This window comes from Methylobacterium sp. E-065, assembly GCF_022829605.1.
GTDB lineage: Bacteria > Pseudomonadota > Alphaproteobacteria > Rhizobiales > Beijerinckiaceae > Methylobacterium.
The window spans coordinates 35,777-52,437 of record NZ_JAKSYD010000295.1; the positions used below are offsets into that span (position 1 = coordinate 35,777).

At 68.7% G+C, this 16,661-nt stretch carries 14 protein-coding genes, 1 tRNA gene and 2 pseudogenes; 6 read left to right on the forward strand and 11 right to left on the reverse strand.

Going from position 1 to position 16,661, the window contains the following annotated elements; genetic code table 11:
• Positions 1–109: 109 nt before the first annotated feature.
• Positions 110–185: transfer RNA gene (locus tag MKK84_RS33400), tRNA-Thr, on the forward strand.
• 94 nt (positions 186–279) lie between these two features.
• Here MKK84_RS33400 and selB read toward each other — a convergent pair.
• Positions 280–2,115 (reverse strand): annotated as a pseudogene (selB, locus tag MKK84_RS33405) (selenocysteine-specific translation elongation factor); the annotation flags it as partial.
• A gap of 67 nt (positions 2,116–2,182) precedes the next feature.
• Positions 2,183–3,691, reverse strand: a pseudogene (locus MKK84_RS33410) (ABC transporter substrate-binding protein).
• Between the two features lie 576 nt (positions 3,692–4,267).
• Here MKK84_RS33410 and MKK84_RS33415 point away from each other — a divergent pair.
• Positions 4,268–5,893 (forward strand): hypothetical protein, encoded by a 1,626-nt coding sequence (locus MKK84_RS33415; RefSeq protein ID WP_243927044.1) that lies wholly within the window; start codon positions 4,268–4,270, stop codon positions 5,891–5,893.
• 74 nt (positions 5,894–5,967) lie between these two features.
• Positions 5,968–6,561, forward strand: coding sequence for an adenylyl-sulfate kinase (gene cysC / locus MKK84_RS33420; protein WP_243927046.1), 594 nt, complete (start codon positions 5,968–5,970; stop codon positions 6,559–6,561).
• A gap of 97 nt (positions 6,562–6,658) precedes the next feature.
• Here the strand turns inward: cysC and MKK84_RS33425 are convergent, their stop codons facing one another.
• The 7 genes from MKK84_RS33425 to MKK84_RS33455 are packed head-to-tail and all read right to left on the reverse strand — an operon-like array spanning position 6,659 to position 10,869.
• Entirely contained in the window at positions 6,659–8,413 is a 1,755-nt protein-coding gene (locus tag MKK84_RS33425; protein WP_243927048.1) for a complex I subunit 5 family protein, read from the reverse strand.
• On the reverse strand, positions 8,410–8,817 hold the full coding sequence (locus MKK84_RS33430) for a sodium:proton antiporter (RefSeq protein WP_243927050.1): 408 nt from the start codon (positions 8,815–8,817) through the stop codon (positions 8,410–8,412). Before MKK84_RS33430 ends, MKK84_RS33425 begins: the two co-directional genes overlap by 4 nt.
• Complete coding sequence (locus MKK84_RS33435; protein WP_243927052.1) at positions 8,814–9,590, reverse strand: MnhB domain-containing protein; 777 nt, start codon at positions 9,588–9,590, stop codon at positions 8,814–8,816. Before MKK84_RS33435 ends, MKK84_RS33430 begins: the two co-directional genes overlap by 4 nt.
• Complete coding sequence (locus MKK84_RS33440; protein ID WP_243927054.1) at positions 9,587–9,838, reverse strand: Na(+)/H(+) antiporter subunit B; 252 nt, start codon at positions 9,836–9,838, stop codon at positions 9,587–9,589. The genes MKK84_RS33435 and MKK84_RS33440 overlap by 4 nt, the downstream gene beginning before the upstream one ends.
• Positions 9,839–9,848: 10 nt before the next feature.
• Positions 9,849–10,133: a monovalent cation/H(+) antiporter subunit G gene (locus MKK84_RS33445; RefSeq protein WP_243927055.1), complete on the reverse strand. Its 285-nt coding sequence runs from the start codon at positions 10,131–10,133 to the stop codon at positions 9,849–9,851.
• Positions 10,130–10,381 (reverse strand): monovalent cation/H+ antiporter complex subunit F, encoded by a 252-nt coding sequence (locus MKK84_RS33450; protein WP_243927057.1) that lies wholly within the window; start codon positions 10,379–10,381, stop codon positions 10,130–10,132. The genes MKK84_RS33445 and MKK84_RS33450 overlap by 4 nt, the downstream gene beginning before the upstream one ends.
• The gene (locus tag MKK84_RS33455; RefSeq protein WP_243927059.1) at positions 10,378–10,869 is read right to left on the reverse strand and encodes a hypothetical protein; all 492 of its coding nucleotides are present in this window, start codon (positions 10,867–10,869) and stop codon (positions 10,378–10,380) included. The genes MKK84_RS33450 and MKK84_RS33455 overlap by 4 nt, the downstream gene beginning before the upstream one ends.
• A 147-nt stretch (positions 10,870–11,016) precedes the next feature.
• Here MKK84_RS33455 and MKK84_RS33460 point away from each other — a divergent pair, with 147 nt between their 5' ends.
• The 3 genes from MKK84_RS33460 (at position 11,017) to MKK84_RS33470 (ending at position 14,658) form a co-directional block, all read left to right on the forward strand.
• Positions 11,017–11,586, forward strand: coding sequence for an NUDIX domain-containing protein (locus MKK84_RS33460; protein ID WP_243927061.1), 570 nt, complete (start codon positions 11,017–11,019; stop codon positions 11,584–11,586).
• 119 nt (positions 11,587–11,705) lie between these two features.
• On the forward strand, positions 11,706–13,424 hold the full coding sequence (locus tag MKK84_RS33465; protein WP_243927062.1) for an IlvD/Edd family dehydratase: 1,719 nt from the start codon (positions 11,706–11,708) through the stop codon (positions 13,422–13,424).
• 64 nt (positions 13,425–13,488) lie between these two features.
• Positions 13,489–14,658 carry an acetyl-CoA acetyltransferase gene (locus tag MKK84_RS33470; RefSeq protein WP_243927064.1) on the forward strand — a complete coding sequence of 390 codons (1,170 nt, stop codon included), beginning with the start codon at positions 13,489–13,491 and terminating at the stop codon, positions 14,656–14,658.
• 239 nt (positions 14,659–14,897) lie between these two features.
• On the opposite strand, the gene MKK84_RS33475 is transcribed toward MKK84_RS33470, so the two are convergent.
• Together MKK84_RS33475 and MKK84_RS33480 are read right to left on the reverse strand one after the other, a co-directional pair.
• Positions 14,898–16,190 carry an O-acetylhomoserine aminocarboxypropyltransferase/cysteine synthase family protein gene (locus tag MKK84_RS33475; RefSeq protein WP_243927066.1) on the reverse strand — a complete coding sequence of 431 codons (1,293 nt, stop codon included), beginning with the start codon at positions 16,188–16,190 and terminating at the stop codon, positions 14,898–14,900.
• Positions 16,191–16,248: 58 nt separating this feature from the next.
• A complete protein-coding gene (locus tag MKK84_RS33480; protein WP_243927068.1) occupies positions 16,249–16,635 on the reverse strand; it encodes a response regulator in 387 nt (128 codons plus the stop codon).
• Positions 16,636–16,661 lie beyond the last annotated feature (26 nt).

Genomic DNA, 16,661 nt, shown 5'->3' on the forward strand with positions numbered 1-16,661 from the left:
CGCGATCCGGCGCGGCTCCGGCCTTGCCTAAAGCAGGGCGGGCCGCTATGAGCCTGCCACGTCCGAAGCGCTCGATCGCGCGCCGGGCATGGCCTCCGTTGGGGCCCGGGCCGCAATAGCTCAGCTGGTAGAGCACCTCATTCGTAATGAGGGGGTCGGGGGTTCGAATCCCTCTTGCGGCACCACCAACTCCTCGTTCTCCACCGCGCTCCAGTCCGCCCGGATACGCCGTCCCTCTGGGATGCGGAGCGTGAACCCCCGCGCGTCGAAGAATTCGAGGAGCGGCATCGTGAGATTCCGCCCGATGCCGGCGGCCTCGCGGAACTGCCCCACGGTCAGAAGTCCCTCCGGATGCTGCGCCGCCACGTCCCGGGCGATCCGCGCAAGGTCGGTGAGGATTACCGGCGGAATGTAGTAGCTCTTCGAAATCCGGTGGAGCCAGCCGATGCGGCCGATCTTGTCGAGGAGCGGGCGCAAGACATCCGGATCGCGCCCGAGCCGTTCGGCGAGGAGCGCGAGCCGGGGCTGATCGCGCCCGGCCGCGTCCAGAACGGCCCGGATCGCAGCGTAGAGCGCGGCGTCGGCCGGTTGCAGGCGTGCGATGTGGCCCGAACGGTGGAACAGCCGGCCGCTGCGCGCGATCAGGCCATCCCGCAGAAGCCGGTCGAGGGCCGTTGCGAGGACCGGCCGGTCCGGGTCCGGCATCGCACCGGCGATTTCTTCGACCAGCAGGCCGGGATTGTCGGGTGCATCGGCATGAGCCCGGTCGAGGTCCGCCAGCACGCGCAGGACCAGTGCCGCGACCCGCGCCCCGGAGAAGGCCAGCCGCGCCGCGCCGGCCTTGATCACGACCGCGCCGAGGTCCGCCGCCAGGGCCTCTCCCGTCTCGGGCGGCAGGTTGCGCAAGCGAGCGAAGCGGCCGAGGTCGATGCCGGTTTCCGACGCGGCGAGCAGGGACTCCAGCGCCCGGCGATCGTCCGCCCGATCGAGCGCCTCCACGACGGCACGCCGTCCGGGAGCCCAGGCGCCGCGGCGCGGCCCATCGATGTCGATGACCCGGCCGCCGCCAAGGGTGCGTGTCGCCGAGATGTCGCGCAGGATGAAGCGGTCGCCGGCCAGCGCGCCGAGCCCCGCATCCAGCGTGAGGATCGCGTGGGCTGCCGCACCGGGGGATACTGCGCCATGGGCCTCCAGCAGCACCCGGCCGGTGACCGCGGCGGCGCCGAGATGCACGTGGACGGGCGCGCGATGCCGCAACGGCCGCGCCGAGCCGGGCAGGAGACGCAGCGCCACGTCGAGGCGAACGGTCGGCCCGTGAAGGTCCGGCGCCAGGATCCAGTGGCCGCGGCCGACCGCCTCCCGCGTGAGTCTTGGGCCGGTCAGGTTGAGGGCGCAGCGTTCCCCGGCCTGCGCCGAGCCGGCCTCGCCGTCGCGGACGCGGATCGCGCGGACCCGCGCCTCGTATCCGCCGGGGGAGACCAGCAGCCGGTCGCCCACGCGAACCGTGCCGGCATACACGGCGCCGGTCACCACGAGGCCCGCCCCCGGCACCGTGAAGTGGCGATCGACGGCGAGGCGAAATCCGCGTGCGGCGACATCGGTTTCGCCGGCGTGACCCATGGCTTCGAGATGGCTGGCGAGGTCGGCGATCCCGGCTCCTGTCAGGGCCGAGCAGGGCAGGATCGGCGCAGCGGCGAGCCCGGTTTCGGCGAGCAACGTGCCGATCTCCGCGGTCACGGCGGCGATGCGCGCCGGGTCCGCCCGGTCGGTCTTGGTGATCGCCACGACCCCGCGGCTCAACCCCAGGAGGTCGAGGATCGCGACGTGCTCGCGGGTCTGCGGCATGATCCCGTCGTCGGCCGCGACCGCGAGCAGCGCACAGGCGACGCCGGTGGCGCCCACCACCATGGTGCGTACCAAGCGCTCGTGACCCGGAACGTCGACGAAGCCGATCGGCGTTTTGAGGAGCCCGCCCTCCGGCGCGTAGGCGAAGCCGAGATCAAGGGTGATGCCCCGGGCCTTCTCCTCGGGCAGCCGGTCGGCGTCGATACCGGTGAGCGCCTTCACCAGCGCGGTCTTGCCGTGATCGATATGCCCCGCTGTCGCGACGATCATGCGGCCCGCGCGTGTTCAACCCGATTGAGGACCGGCGCGGATCACTCCGCGCCGGTTGGTTGTGTTGTCAGCCCTTGATGCGGGTCTCGGCGAGTTCGGACATGCAGGTGTCGTAGGCCGTGAACGCCACCCGGTCGGAGACCGCGAACAGCGTGAACGGTGAATACAGGAACAGGGCCTTGGACCTGTCCTGGATGTACCGTTCCACCTCCCGAACGACCTCCTCCGTCCGCTCTGCCGGCGTGTGCAGGAGCTTCTCGTAGAGGGCGTCGAACTCCGGATCCTCCGGACCCTGGCGCAGGGTCGCGTCCTTGCCGAAGAACTCGCGGTGCACGCAGGCGACCGGATATTGCGGCGTCCAATCGAAATACCATTCGATCTTGACGTCGAAATCCTCCGGCAGGGCGCCGCGATCGCTGACGAAGCGCGCCGAGAGGCCGATCTTGGACAGGCATTGCCCGATCGCCGCGACCACGCCTTGCCAGCTCGGCGAGGCGACGATCATGATCTCCCGTCCACCGAGGCCCGCCTTCTCCAGAACCGCGCGTGCGGCCTCCGGATCGTGCGGGATCGGGCTCATGCCAGGATCGGCCCCGTAGCGGCCGGGCTGGATGAAGGCCGGGATCACCGTGCCGTAGCCGTGCGCGCCCTGGTCGAGCACGAACTGCCGATCGATGGCGCGGTTGAGGGCCTGCCGCACGGCGGGATCGCGCCAGACGGAATCGGGCTTGGTCTCGTTGAAGACGCCGGTGAGGATCGTCTTGGCCTTCTTCGTCTGGATCCTGCCCTTGTCGCTCTGCGGAAAGGTTTTGGCCTCCGCGGGCGTCAGGTCGAACACCACGTCCACACGGCCGTCACCGGACGCCACGGACTTGATGCCCTCATCCTTACCGATGCCGTTGTCGTAGACGATCCGGACCGTCGGCTTGCGCTCCGGGTTCCAGTAGGTCGGGTTGGGCTCCATCACGACACGATCGGAGCGGGAGTCGATCAGCGAGACACCCTCGGTAAGCACGAACGGGCCAGTCCCCCACGGACCGGGCGCGTCGATGACTCACCAATGGCCTTCGGCCGATCCCGTCTTCGGGTCGATGAAGCCCCATTCGTTCCAGAAGCGTGTCGACGGCAGGTGCATGCCGCGCAGCTTCATCAGAGCCGCGGAATCGCCACCGGGGAAGCGCATGCGGATGGTCCGATCATCCACCGCCTCGCAGGTGACGTCCCGGGCGAAGTTCAGGAAGGCGCCCGGCGGATGCGGGTTGGTCCATTCCTGCACCTTGTCGAAGCCGAGCTTGAACATCGCGGCGTTGTACGGCTCGCCATCCTGATAGACGGCATCGCGCATCTTGAGTTCGAGGGTCTCGCCGTCGAGCCACCGCCAGGATTCCGCGAGGCTCGGCTGGCCGATCCCGTCGTGATCGACGCGATTGGCCTCTTCCATCGTGTTCCAGGTGATCGATAGCCAGTTGACCGGCGACGGATCCACCACCGTCACCGTGTTGTGAGGTCCCCAGGCGTTGCCGCCTCCGGGATCCCCGGTCGCTTGCGCGTCCATGTCTCCTCCTTGATCCGACATCCGCTGAGGTGCGGGCGCCGTCCGGTTCCGGTTGGGCCGGATGAGGGGAAAGATAGTGCGCTATGGCATTGCCCTCAATCGATCCGGTCTCGGCAATTGGGAGGGGGGCGGTTCCATCGCGTCGCGGTGAAAATCGCCGAGATAACAGGCCGAACTCAGGCTCGCAGTGCCGCGGTTCTCAGCAGAACGAATTCGAATAGGCGGGATATGCCGCGGAATATTTTGAGCTTATGCATAGATGCGCCCCTCAAAACGATTTTTTTATGAATAAGAAAATTACTAATCTCAGTTTTATCAAATGATGTGGCGGGTAAAAGATCCGATTTATAGCTTTAGTATGCAATTACCGCCCGATCTGAATTGTAAAAATAACTTACAATTGAAAAACGGGGGCCTTTTTTATTTCTATATCTTCGATACTTCTTCGATGGACTCAAAGATCGGAATGTTTTAACGACCACGCACGGCTCATCAACAAATCGTGAAAGCGAGAATTTCGAATCCATGCTTGTGACGCGGAGCGATCATTCTCTGAGTCCGTCCGTCAGCCGGCACGATCCTGTCCGAACGCCGATCGTGATCGTACTGGGCATGCATCGCAGCGGAACCTCGTTGTGCTCGCAGGTGCTCAGTCTCTTGGGCCTGGATATGGCCGACGATGTCGGGCAACACCCAAACAACCAGGCGGGACACTGGGAACGCTGGGAAATTGTCGAGTTCCACGATCGTGTCCTACGGCTCCTCGGGCGCGATTACTGGTCCGGGACCCATGACTTTCCCTTGCCGAGCGGCTGGTGGGCGCAGCCCGAAGTTCGCGCCATTCAACGTGAACTCGAAGACTTCATCCGGACACGGATGCGGCCGGGGCATCCGTTCGGTTTCAAGGATCCGAGGACGGCACGCCTCCTCCCGCTCTGGACACCGATTTTCCGCGCCCTGAATCTGGATCCGCGATTCGTGTTCTGCGTACGAAGCCCATCGCAGGTGGCACGCTCGCTGAACGACCGCGACGGCCTCCCCCTTGCGACCGGCGAGTATCGCTGGGCGGTCTACAATGCGGATTGCTGGCGCAACCTACGCACCGAGCCCTGCACCATCGTGTACGATGCGTGGTTCACGGACCCGGACCGGACGTTGGATCGTCTCCTCGCCTTCCTTTCCGACGTGGTCGACGTGGATCGAGCCTCGATCGCGCAGTCCCTCGAGACGCGGATCGACAGGTCACTCCGCCACGACGGGCTGACCCCGAAGAGCGCCCAGCAACCGGCGCTGCGTTATTTCTATGAGTTACTGAGCCAATCGGAAAAGACGTCCGCGACTCACGCCGCCATTGCCCGATTTGTCGAGCAGTTTACTGCCTTCCAGCAGATTCTCCCATTCGAGGGACGAGTAAAGGCAGCAGAGGACCACGAGTCCGCTCAGACCGCGGGGGGGGAGCGCATCCGGGCAGTTGGGACCGAACGGGAACAGCAAGCCGCTGAATTGGACGTCCTTCGCACATCCTTGGACCAAGCGAGGATTGAGTTCCAAACGGCTCGCCAGGAGAGCGAGTCATGGGGCGCGCAGCACGACGCAGCCGTACAGGCCCAGCAGGAGGCCGTGCAGGCGCGGGACGAGGCTGTCGCGGAGGCCGAACGGCACGCCAGAGACGCAGAAGCCGCACGCCGGGACAGCGAGTCATGGCGCGCGCAGCACGACGCCGCCGTGCAGACGCGGGACGAGGCCGTCGCGGAGGCCGAACGGCACGCCAGAGAAACAGAAGCCGCACGCCGGGACAGCGAGTCATGGCGCGCGCAGCACGGCGCCGCTGTGCTGGCCCGGCACGAGGCAGTTGCGGAGGCCGCACGGCACGCCAGAGACGCACAAGCTCTTCGCCGGGACAGCGAGTCATGGCGCGCGCAGCTCGACGCCGCCGTGCAGGCGCGGGACGAAGCCGTCGCGGAGGCTGAACGGCACGCCAGAGACGCAGACGCTGCACGCCGGGACCTCGAGGCGCAGGGCATGCGGTACGCAGCGGCGATCGCCGAAGCCGAGGCGGAGATCCGGCGCCACCGCGACGCCCATGCCGGCCTCCATCAATGGGCGGCGGCCTTCCAGAACGGGATCGCGTCCTCGTGGAGCTGGCGTCTGACCCGGCCGCTCCGCCGCGTCGGGTTTGCCCGCGCGATCCTTCCTCCCCACCCGGACCACATCGACTCCTGACGGCGCTCCGATGCCCGGAGTTGGTGGGCATGCGTACGGACCCTCGCTCGGGATCGAGCAGACTTGAGGCGAGATTGAGTAAGACTATCCGATGGCAAACCTACGCGCCGCGTGAGGCGCGCTGGGCGCAGCTTGGCCAGCGGCCGGCGATCGCTTGGCTGACCGGCTTACCGGGCTCTGGCAAGACCACGATCAGTGATGCGGTGGATCGGGAACTGGCGGCGCATGGACGGCATGTCTGCGTGCTCGACGGGGACAATCTGCGTCACGGACTCTGCAGCGATCTCGGATTCAGCGCCGCAGACCGAGCCGAGAACGTGCGCCGGACCGCCGAAGTCGCGCGGCTGATGGCGGAGGCCGGGCTCGTGGTCATCGTGTCGCTGATCTCGCCGTTCCGGACAGACCGCGCGCGCGCGCGGGAGATCGCCGGAGACCTGCCATTCTTGGAGGTCTACGTCGATACATCCGTCGCGGTGTGTGAGACCCGCGATCCGAAGGGGCTGTACGCGCGGGCGCGGACCGGAGAGATCTCCGCCTTCACCGGCGTGTCGGCGCCCTACGAAATACCGGAGGCGCCGGACCTGACCCTGCGCACGCAGGGGCTCACGGTCGCGGCGTCGGCGCAACCTCTGTGCACGAGGCTGATGCAGCTCTGCGCAAACACGTGATCGGCGGAGCGCTTTATCCGGGGCATCCTGACGACTGACGGTGCAGAGCGGCGGTGTCGTTCGGATTCGCAGTGACCGAAAACGACGATCGGGTCGCTCATACCATCGCCAGCACCGCCGCGATCACCGCCACGCCGACGGCGAGCCAGACCGCATAATCGCCGATCAACCCGCTATGCAGGATCTCCAGCGCGCGCGTCGGCGCCGACTGTGTGGCGCTCACCGGCCGGACCACGAAGGCCGGCAAGCGCTTTCGGAACAGCCCGTAGCCGGCCCCCGCCAGGGCCGCCGCCACCGAGACCCACGGCAGCCAGCCCGGCCCCTCGGCCAGCATTCCGGCTTCCGGCCGGTGCATGAAGGCCGAGACGGCCCGGGGGAGGGCGTGCGCGATCGGGCCCGCCGGGAGCGCGACGTCGACCGCCAGCAGCGCGCAGCACGGGGCCAGCATCAGCCAGAGGGGCCGGTTGGCTTTCTCGCGCTCATCCGCACTCGGCGCACCGGCCTCGTCGCCGGGATCGGGCCCGAGCCCGAGGAAGATGCGACCCGCCGCCCGCAGCACCGCCGCCCCGGTCAGCGCGGCGCCGATCGCGGTGGCGGCGAGCGCGATCCCGTGCCCCTGCTGCGACAGCGCCCCCTGGACGAGGCGAGTGCCCTGGTCGAGAATCCCGATCGGCAGGCCGCAGAGCAGGAGGCCGGCCAGCCCCATGGCGATCCCGGCCGGCCAGATCCCGCGGCCGAGGCCCCGCAGGGCGATCTCGTCGATGCTTGCCTGCGTGGCGAGCAGGATGCCGGCGATCATGAACAGGGCGCCCTTCACCAGCCCGTGGCCGACCACGTAGACCAGCATCCCGCCGGTGCCGCCGGCCGAGAGCGCGCCGAGGCCGGTCAGCATGATCCCGGCATGCGAGATCGTCGAGAAGGCGAGCATCCGCTTGAGGTGGCGTTGCAGCAGGGCCATCCAGCCGCCGAGCAGGGCCGTGGCGCTGCCCAGCCCGATCAGCAGCACCGGCAGGGCACCCTGGACCTGATCGGAGCCCCCGAACACGACGGCGCTCACCTTCGCGAGGCCGAACAGCCCGAGCGAGACCATCGAGCCGGAGAAGATCACCGAAACCGGGCTCGGCGCCACCGCATGGGCGTCGGCGAGCCAGAACTGGAACGGAACAATCGATCCCTTGATCATCAGGGCCGCCGCCACGAGGCAGAAGGCCCCCGCCACCACGGGGCTGCGGCCGCCCTGGGCGATGGAAGCCGCCATGCCGTCGAAATCGAGCGTCCCGGTCTGCGCGTAGATCAACCCGATGCCGCCGAGCATCAGGAAGCCCGCGAGGCTGTTGACCACGGTGAAGTTGATGGCTCCCGCGAGCGAGGATTCCGCGAGGTGATAGGCCGTGAGCGCGAAGGCCGCGACGCTCATCACCTCGAACCACACGAACAGGTTGAACATGTCCCGGGTGAAGCAGAACCCGACCATGGCGGCCAGGAACAGCAGCATCAGGATGTGGAAGTGCCCGTGGGTGCGGTCGAAGAAGCCCCAGGCGAACACGAAGGTCAGGGCGTAGAGCAGCCCGATGAAGGCCGCGATCCAGCCGCTCGCCGCATCGACCGAGAAGCCGATCCCGAGATGGACGCCGTCGCGCGGCTCCCAGCCGCCGAACCAGTAGACGAGGGGGCCGTCGGCGGCGTGGACGGCGATCACGGCGGAGAGCGCCGCGACGGCAAGGGCTGCGATCAGCGCCAGGATGTCGGGGATGCGGCCCGGCAGCAGGTGTGCGGTCGCCAGCAGCGTGGCGCAGACCACGAGCGGGATGGCGACCGGGAGCGGCAGGAGGGCGGCGGGAGCGAGCGTCACGAAGCTTGGCGCCCACCGTCGGAGACTTGGCTTGAACCCCGGCTCTGGCCGGGCTTGTCGCCTGCCCGCATCGGCCGGAGCTTTTCCGGGTCCAGGCTGCCGCCCCGCTTGTAGGCCTGGACCGTCAGGACGAGGAGCAGGGCGGTCAGCGTCGCGCCGACCACGATGTCGGTGAGAACCAGCGCCTGCATCACGGGATCGACCGCGGGGGTACCCGGCGGGTGATCATAAAAAATCGGCGCGATGCTGCCCCAGCGATAGCCGAGCCCCAGCAGCAGCACATAGGTCGCCGACTGGCAGACCCCGAGGCAGCCGACGAGGTGGATGAAGTTGCGACTCGTGGCGATGCCGTAGAGGCCGATGCCGAACAGCCACGCGGCGACCGCGTATGGCAGAACACTCACGCGGATTCCTCCCCGGGCTCGTCGGGTTCCTCGGCCTCACGGGTCTCCTCCATGAATTCCAGGAAGAGCTGCGTGAACCCGCCCGTCACCGCCATCGCGACGCCGAGGTTCTCGACCAGCATCAGGCCGCCGGAGAACAGGTCGCGCAGCGTGCCGAGCGGCAGGATGTTCTGCATGAACGCGGCGCCGGTCAGCATCGGCACGAGCCCGCACAAGGCGAACAGGAGCGCGCCCCCGCCCTCCAGCGCGTCGAGCCAGTGGCTGTGGATGGCGTCGCGCCAACCGGAATAGCCCTCACCGAGGTAGATCAGCAGGGTCCCCGAGGCGAGGATCACGCCGCCCTGGAAGCCGCCGCCGGGGGTGACGGTGGCGTGCAGCACCACGTAGAGGCCGAACAGGCAGGTGAGCGGCCCGGCGATCCGGCAGGCCAGCACCGTCGCCTCCGAGCGCGGGATCACGGCGCGGCCGGGCCGGCGCATGGCGCGCCCGGTGATGCCCTCGCCGCGGTGGCCGCGCAGCAGCACCACCGTGCCGGTGATGGCGGCGAGCAACATGAATTCCTCGCCCAGCGTGTCGAGGCCGCGCAGGTCGAAGTTGATCGCGCTCACCATGTTGGCGACGTGCCGCGCCTCCGGGGTGATCGCGTTGATGCGCTCGCCGTACAGCGCGATCTTGGATCCGAAGGCCGGCAGCCCCGCGATCACCGAGGCGGCGCAGGGCAGCAGGATCAGGCCCGACAGGGCGAGCAGCGCGACGCGGATGCGCGGGCTCACGGTTCCGCCCCGGGCGGCTGCGTGCGCACCGCCATCAGCGCCACGAGGAAGAGGAGCGGAACCGCGGCCGAGCCCACCGCCAGTTCCGACAGGGCGACATCGGGGGCCTGAAGGGCGTCGAACAGGATCGTCAGCACCAGCCCGTTGATCGCGATGGCGAAAACCTGCCGGATCGGATCGCGCACCAGCACCACGGCGCTGCCGGAGATCGCCGTGAGCAGGAACAGCAGCGGCAGGATCACGCTCATCGGTCCGACCTCATGCCGAGCGCCCCTCGCGCATCAGCAGGGCCCGGCCGGACACGTGCGACAGCACCGCGGCCCAGCCTAAGAACACCACCATCATCACCAGGATCTTGAGCGAACGCCCGGAGATCCCGTCGGACAGGAAGGCCGCCACGGTGACGAGGACGGAGGCGGCGACGTTGAGGAAGGCGATGGCGTGCATCCGGTCGAGGGCCCGGGGCAGGCGCCACAGGGCCAGCGCGGCGATCCACGTCACCGCCACCACGAGGGCGAGCAGCACGCCGATTGCGAGGCTCATATCCAGCGCTCCAGGAAGACCGCGAGCAGCATCGAGCCGGGCAGATTGAGCAGGACCAGGGTGAGGGCGAGGTCGGTGATCGAGGCCTGATCGGTGGCGAAGGCCATCAACGTCAGAATCAGGACCGTCACGCTGCCGGCGAGCTGGTAGGCGGCGAAGCGCTGGCCGGGCGTTCCGCGCCACGCCAGCATCGCCGCGAGGATCAGCGGCGGCAGCAACGCCAGGATGGCGGCCGTCCAGATGTTCATGGCGCCTCAGGCTCCAGGGCATGCGTCGTCACCGTCCCGTGCGCGCGGTCGAGGGTCAGCACGTAGCTGTCCGGCGCGAGCGAGGCGGCGAGCAGCCCGACGGCCCGCGTCGCGGATGCCGTCTCCCCCTCCGGCCGCGCCCACGCGATCGTGGCGGCGCTTCGCTCCTGCGTCGCACCACCCTCTGCGCGCCCGAGCACCACCCGCGCCAGATGGAGACCGACCCGCCACGTCTGCCGGGCCATGCCCAGGATGGCGGGGCCGAGGGGCCGAAGCGATGCGCGATCGAACCGGAAGCGCACGCCGCCGTGCCGCGCCACGACCCACCACCAAGCCGTGCCGAGGGTCGCGCAAGCCACCATGGCGATGCCTTCGTTGACGCTCAGGGAGCCGGCGAAGACCAAGTAGGTCAGAGCGAGCAGCACCCAGATCGCGACGGCATCGCGCGTCGACTGCTCCTTGAGCCCGCTGATCGGTCCTAGCCGCATCGATCCTAACCGGAAGACGCCTCAAAAGCGTAGCCATACGCCTGATCGACCCAACCGGCTTCGAAGCATGGGCGTTCCCGGAACCCGAGGACACGCCTTCGTGTAAGCACAGCGGACATCGGACGGTTCGGCGGGCGAGGGCGCATCATGAAGGCCGAGATCCTGTCGATCCGCTTCCTTCACGAGGGCTGGAACCGGTTCGGACTCGCACGGGTGCGCCTGCACGACGGATCCGTAGCGGAGCGGGCGATCGAGGATCACGGACATTCGGTCGGGATCCTCCCCTACGATCCCGAGCGTCGGGTCGCGACGCTGGTGCGCGAGCTACGGGTGCCGCCACTTTTCGCGTCCGGCGAGCAGGTCCAGCTGGAGGCGCCGGCCGGCCTGATCGACGACGGCGGCCCGGAGGAGAATGCCCGCAGGGAGGTCCTCGAAGAGGTCGGCCTGCGCCTGCATGGCCTGGACTTCGTCGGCGCCGCCTATTCCTGCGCGAGTTTGACCACCGAGAAGATCCACCTCTACCTCGCCGCCTACGGCCGCGGAGACCGGGCCGAAGAAGGCGGCGGGGCCGAGGGCGAGCACGAGAACATCCGGATCATCGAGATGCCGCTCGCGGAGCTGGCCGCCATGGCCGACCGGGCCGAACTCACCGATCTGAAGACGCTGACCCTCGTGCTGGCACTGCGCCTTCGGCATCCGGAGCTTTTCCCGGCATGAGAATGGGCTCTCGCATCTTCGCGCGGTGGTTGCTAACCGCCATCGTGCTCACCGGGGTCGCGTGGATCGCCTTCCATCTGCGCTGACCGTCGGCGTGCCTGCCTTCAGGGACCGAAGCCATGAGCGATGACGCCCACCATGACGAACCGCACGGGCTCGACCGCGGACTGACCAATTACGGCGACCGCGACTTCGCCCGCTACCTGCGCCGCTCCTTCGCCCGCTCGATGGGTATCTCGATCGGGCTTCTGAACAAGCCGGTGATCGGCATCGCCATGACGCCCTCGGGCTTCAACAACTGCCACCGGGGCATGGACGAGCTGGTGGAGGCGGTCTCCCGCGGCGTGCTAGCGGCCGGCGCCCTGCCGCGGCCGTTCCCGACCGTGTCACTCGGCGAGGTTTTCCTCAACCCGACCAGCATGATGTACCGCAACCTGATGGCCATGGACACGGAGGAGATGATCCAGGCCCAACCGATGGACGCGGTTGTGCTGATCGGCGGCTGCGACAAGACCGTGCCGGCCCAGCTCATGGGCGCGGCCTCGGCGGGGCTGCCGGCGATCCAGCTCGTCACCGGCCCGATGTCGACCGGCCGCCACAGGGGCCAGCGCCTCGGCGCCTGCACGGATTGCCGGGGGTTCTGGGCCAAATACCGGGCCGGTACCGTGGACGCGGAAGAGATCGCCGAGGTCGAGGGTCGGCTCTCGGTCACCGCCGGCACCTGCGCGGTAATGGGCACGGCCTCGACCATGGCGTGCATCGCGGAGGCACTCGGCATGTCGCTGCCGGGCACGGCCGCGATACCGGCGGTGCATTCCGACCGGCTGGTCGCCGCCGAGGAGACCGGCCGCGCCGCCGTGCGGTTGATCCAGACAAGGATCGCGCCGTCTCAGGTCATCACCCGCCAGTCTGTCGAGAACGCGATTCGGGTCCTGATGGCGGTCTCGGGCTCGACCAACGCCATCGTCCACCTCACGGCCATCGCCGGGCGGCTCGGCATCCGCGTTCCATATGAGCGCTTCAACCAGATCTCCGACGAGACCCCGGTGCTGGTCGACCTGAAGCCCGTGGGCGAGGGCTACATGGAGGATTTCCACGCGGCCGGCGGCATGGGCGCGCTGCTGCGCGAATTGCGCCCGCTCCTCCACCTCGACACCGTGGACGTCGAGGGCCGGACGCTGGCCGAGCGTCTCGACGAACCTGCCGGCTGGGTCGACCGGGGGGTGATCCGTGCCTTCGACAATCCCGTCTCGCCGGTCGGCGGCTTGGTGGCGCTGACCGGCAACCTCGCCCCCGAGGGCGCGATCTTCAAGCGCGCGGCCGCGACCCCGGAGCTGTTCGAATCCGAGGGCCGGGCGGTTGTGTTCACCGGTCTGGAGGACCTGAGCCGGCGAATCGACGATCCGGATCTCGACGTAAACCCTGGCGACGTGCTGGTTCTCCAGAATGCCGGCCCGCACGCGGCCGGGATGCCGGAGGCGGGCTACCTGCCGATCCCGAAGAAGCTTGCCCGGGCGGGAGTGAAGGACATGGTGCGCATCTCCGATGCGCGGATGTCGGGCACGGCCTTCGGGTCGATCGTGCTGCACGTTGCACCCGAATCGGCCGTCGGCGGCCCGCTGGCCGCGGTGCGCGACGGGGACCGGATCAAGCTGTCGATCCGGGACAAGCGGATCGACCTGCTGGTCGAGCCCGCAGAGATCGCCCGGCGCCTCGCCAACCACCAGCCGCCGCCGGCCCCGACCCGGGGCTACAAGGCGCTCTACCGCCGTACCGTCACGCAGGCGCCGGAGGGTTGCGACTTCGACTTCCTGATGGGGCAGGGGAGCGACGGCTGAGCGGCCGGCTTGATCGCCGGCCGTGCCGGGCCCATCGTCCGGCAAAGAATCGGGAGGTCACCGGATGACGCGCGCCTGCATCGTGGGCTGGGCCCACACCCCCTTCGGCAAGCTGGAGGAGCCGGATGTCGAGGGGCTGATCGCCCGCATCTCCGGCGAGGCGCTGGCCCATGCCGGCGTGGAGGAATCGCAGGTCGACGGCATCTACGTCGGCTCGATGAACACCGGCTTCTCGAAGCAGGGCTTCGAGGGCTCGCTCGTCGCCGTGAACCGGCCGGGCCTCGCCCACGCGCCGGCGACCCATCTGGAGAATGCCTGCGCAACCGGCTCGGCCGCGCTCTACGCGGCGCTCGATTTCGTGAATAGCGGCCGGGGCCGCGTCGCCCTGGTGATCGGCGCCGAGAAGATGACCGCCAAGACCGTGGCCGAGACCGGCGACATCCTGCTGGGCGCCTCCTACCGGAAGGAGGAGGCCGAGATCGAGGGCGGCTTCGCGGGCGTGTTCGGGCGGATCGCGGCGGGGTACTTCCAGCGCTACGGCGACCGCAGCGAGGAGCTGGCCCGGATCGCCGCCAAGAACCACCGCAACGGCGTCGCCAACCCCTATGCGCAGTTGCGCAAGGATCTCGGCTTCGAGTTCTGCAACCGGGTCTCGGACAAGAACCCCTACGTGGCCGCACCCCTGCGGCGCACCGATTGCTCGCTGATCTCCGATGGGGCGGCGGCCCTGGTGGTGGCCGATGCCGAGACCGCCGAGGGGCTGGAACGGGCGATCGGCTTCCGCGCCCGGGCCCATGTCAACGACATCCTGCCGCTCTCCCGCCGCGACCCGACGGAGTTCAAGGGCGCGCGGATGGCCTGGGACAAGGCGCGGGCGCAGGCCGGCATCGGCAACGACGACCTGTCCTTCGTGGAGACCCACGACTGCTTCACCATCGCCGAACTGATCGAATACGAGGCCATGGGCCTCGCCGCCCCGGGCGAGGGTTTCCGCGTGGTGCGCGAGGGGCTGGCCGAAAAGGGCGGCCGGCTGCCGATCAACCCGTCCGGCGGGCTGAAGGCCAAGGGCCACCCGGTGGGCGCCACCGGCGTGTCGATGCACGTGATGGCCTGCCTGCAACTGATGGGCGAGGCCGGCGAGATGCAGGTGCCCGGGGCAGAACTCGCCGGGATCTTCAATATGGGTGGGGCCGCGGTGGCGAATTACGTGTCGATCCTCGAGCGGCGACGCTGAGGCGATAACGGTCGCCCGGCGTTCTCACTCCCCCTCTGCGGGCTACGGGCTGCACAGGTTTTGGGCTTCAATCTGATGACAGAGCGCGACGGCCCCCCTCTCCCGCCCGGGAGAGGGGACCTGCGCCTCAAATTGCCCACGGACGAGCCCGCCGAGACATCAAACCTGTGTAGCCCGTAGCTCTGCGGGGAAGGGGTAATTGCGCGCCTACCTGCGACGTGACCGCTAAAGCGCCCCGCTCAGCCCAGCCGATCTAGGGCCTGCTGAAGATCCGCGATCAGATCCGCCTCGTTTTCCAGTCCGATCGACAGCCGCACGGTCTCAGGCCCGACCTGCGCGGCGGCCTTCTCGTGCTCCGGCAGCTGCCGGTGCGTGGTCGAGGAGGGGTGGATCGCCAGCGACTTGATCTCGCCGATATTCACGAGGTGCGAGATCAGTTCAAGCCCGGCGATGAGTTCGAGCGCCGCCGGCTCGCCGCCCTTGAGCGCGACGGTGAAGATCGAGCCCGGCCCGTCCGGCGTGTAGCGGCGCGCGAGTTCCTCCCCGGGCTGCCCCGGCAGAAGCGGATAGCTTACCCAAGCCACCGCCGGATGGTCCTTGAGAAAGGCCGCCACCGCCCGCGCGTTGGCGCAGTGCCGCTCCATGCGCAGTGGCAGGGTCTCGATGCCCATCAGCGTCAGGAACGCGTTCATCGGCGACAGGCCGGGGCCGAGGTCGCGCAGGCCGAAGAACCGGCACGCCGCCGCGAAGGGCGTCGCCGGAAACGCCTCGGTCAGCACGAGGTCGTCGTAATCCGGCCAGGGCTCGGTGATCAGGTTGTAGCCGCCGGCCTTGGCCCAATCGAACGTCCCGGCATCGCAGATCATGCCGCCGATGGTCTGGCCGGATCCGCTCAGGAACTTCGAGGTGGAGTGCCAGACGATGTCGGCGCCGTGCTCGATCGGCCGGATCAGGGCCGGCGACGCCAGGGTGTTGTCCACCACGAGCGGCAGGCCGTGGCGGCGGGCCACCGCGGCGATCCCGTCGAGGTCCATCACCGAGCCGCACGGGTTCACGATCGATTCGCAGAAGATTGCCCGGCAGTCGGGGGTGATCGCCGCCTCGAAATCCTCCGGGGCCATGCCGCGGGCGAAGCGAGGCTTCAGGTCGTAGCGCCCGTCGAGGCGCCGCATCAGGCCGAGGGAACCACCGAACAGACGCGGGGACGCGACATAGGCGTCGCCGCTCTTCATCAGCGTCATCAGGACCAGCTGCATGGCGGATTGTCCGGAGGACACCGCCACCCCGGCCTTGGCGCCCTCCAGATCGGCGATGCGGCGCTCCAGCGCGGCCACCGTCGGGTTCGAACCGCGTGAATAGGAGAACCCGGTGCGGCGGCCCGCGAAGATATCGGCGGCCTGCTCGGTCGAGTCGAACACGAAGCCGTTCGTGAAGTAGATCGGCTGGACCCGCGCACCCGTGGCGGGGTCCGGCGAGGCGCCCGCGTGGATGGCCCGCGTGGCGAAACGGTGCTGTCGCGTGGTGTCCGTCATGGCTCTCGGTCGGCGGTTCGGAGCCCGGAGCCTCGGTGAGCCCGGGCGGACCGGTGCGTCAAGCCGCGCGCTGGATGAAGGCGCGCAGTGTGCGGACCAGCGTGGTCGGCTCGTAGGGCTTGGGGATGAACCGGGCGCCCTCCGGCATGTCGTTCGGGCCGGGCGTGCCCATGCCGGACACGACCAGCACGGGGATCGACGGCCAGCGATGCGCGACCAGCCGGGCGAGGGCGAAGCCGTCCATCGAGCCCTGCGGCATGTCGACATCCGTCATCAGGACGCCGACATCGTCGCGGTTCTCCAGCACCTTCAGCGCCTTGTCGGCGTGGCTCGCCTCCAGGACCGTGAAGCCCGCATCCGCCAGGGTGTCCGCGGCCTCCATCAGCAGGAGACCATCATCCTCGACCAGGAGCACCACGGGTTGGTCGCACGGGCTTTCTGACATCAGACCTGCGGAGCTGTGGTGGATTC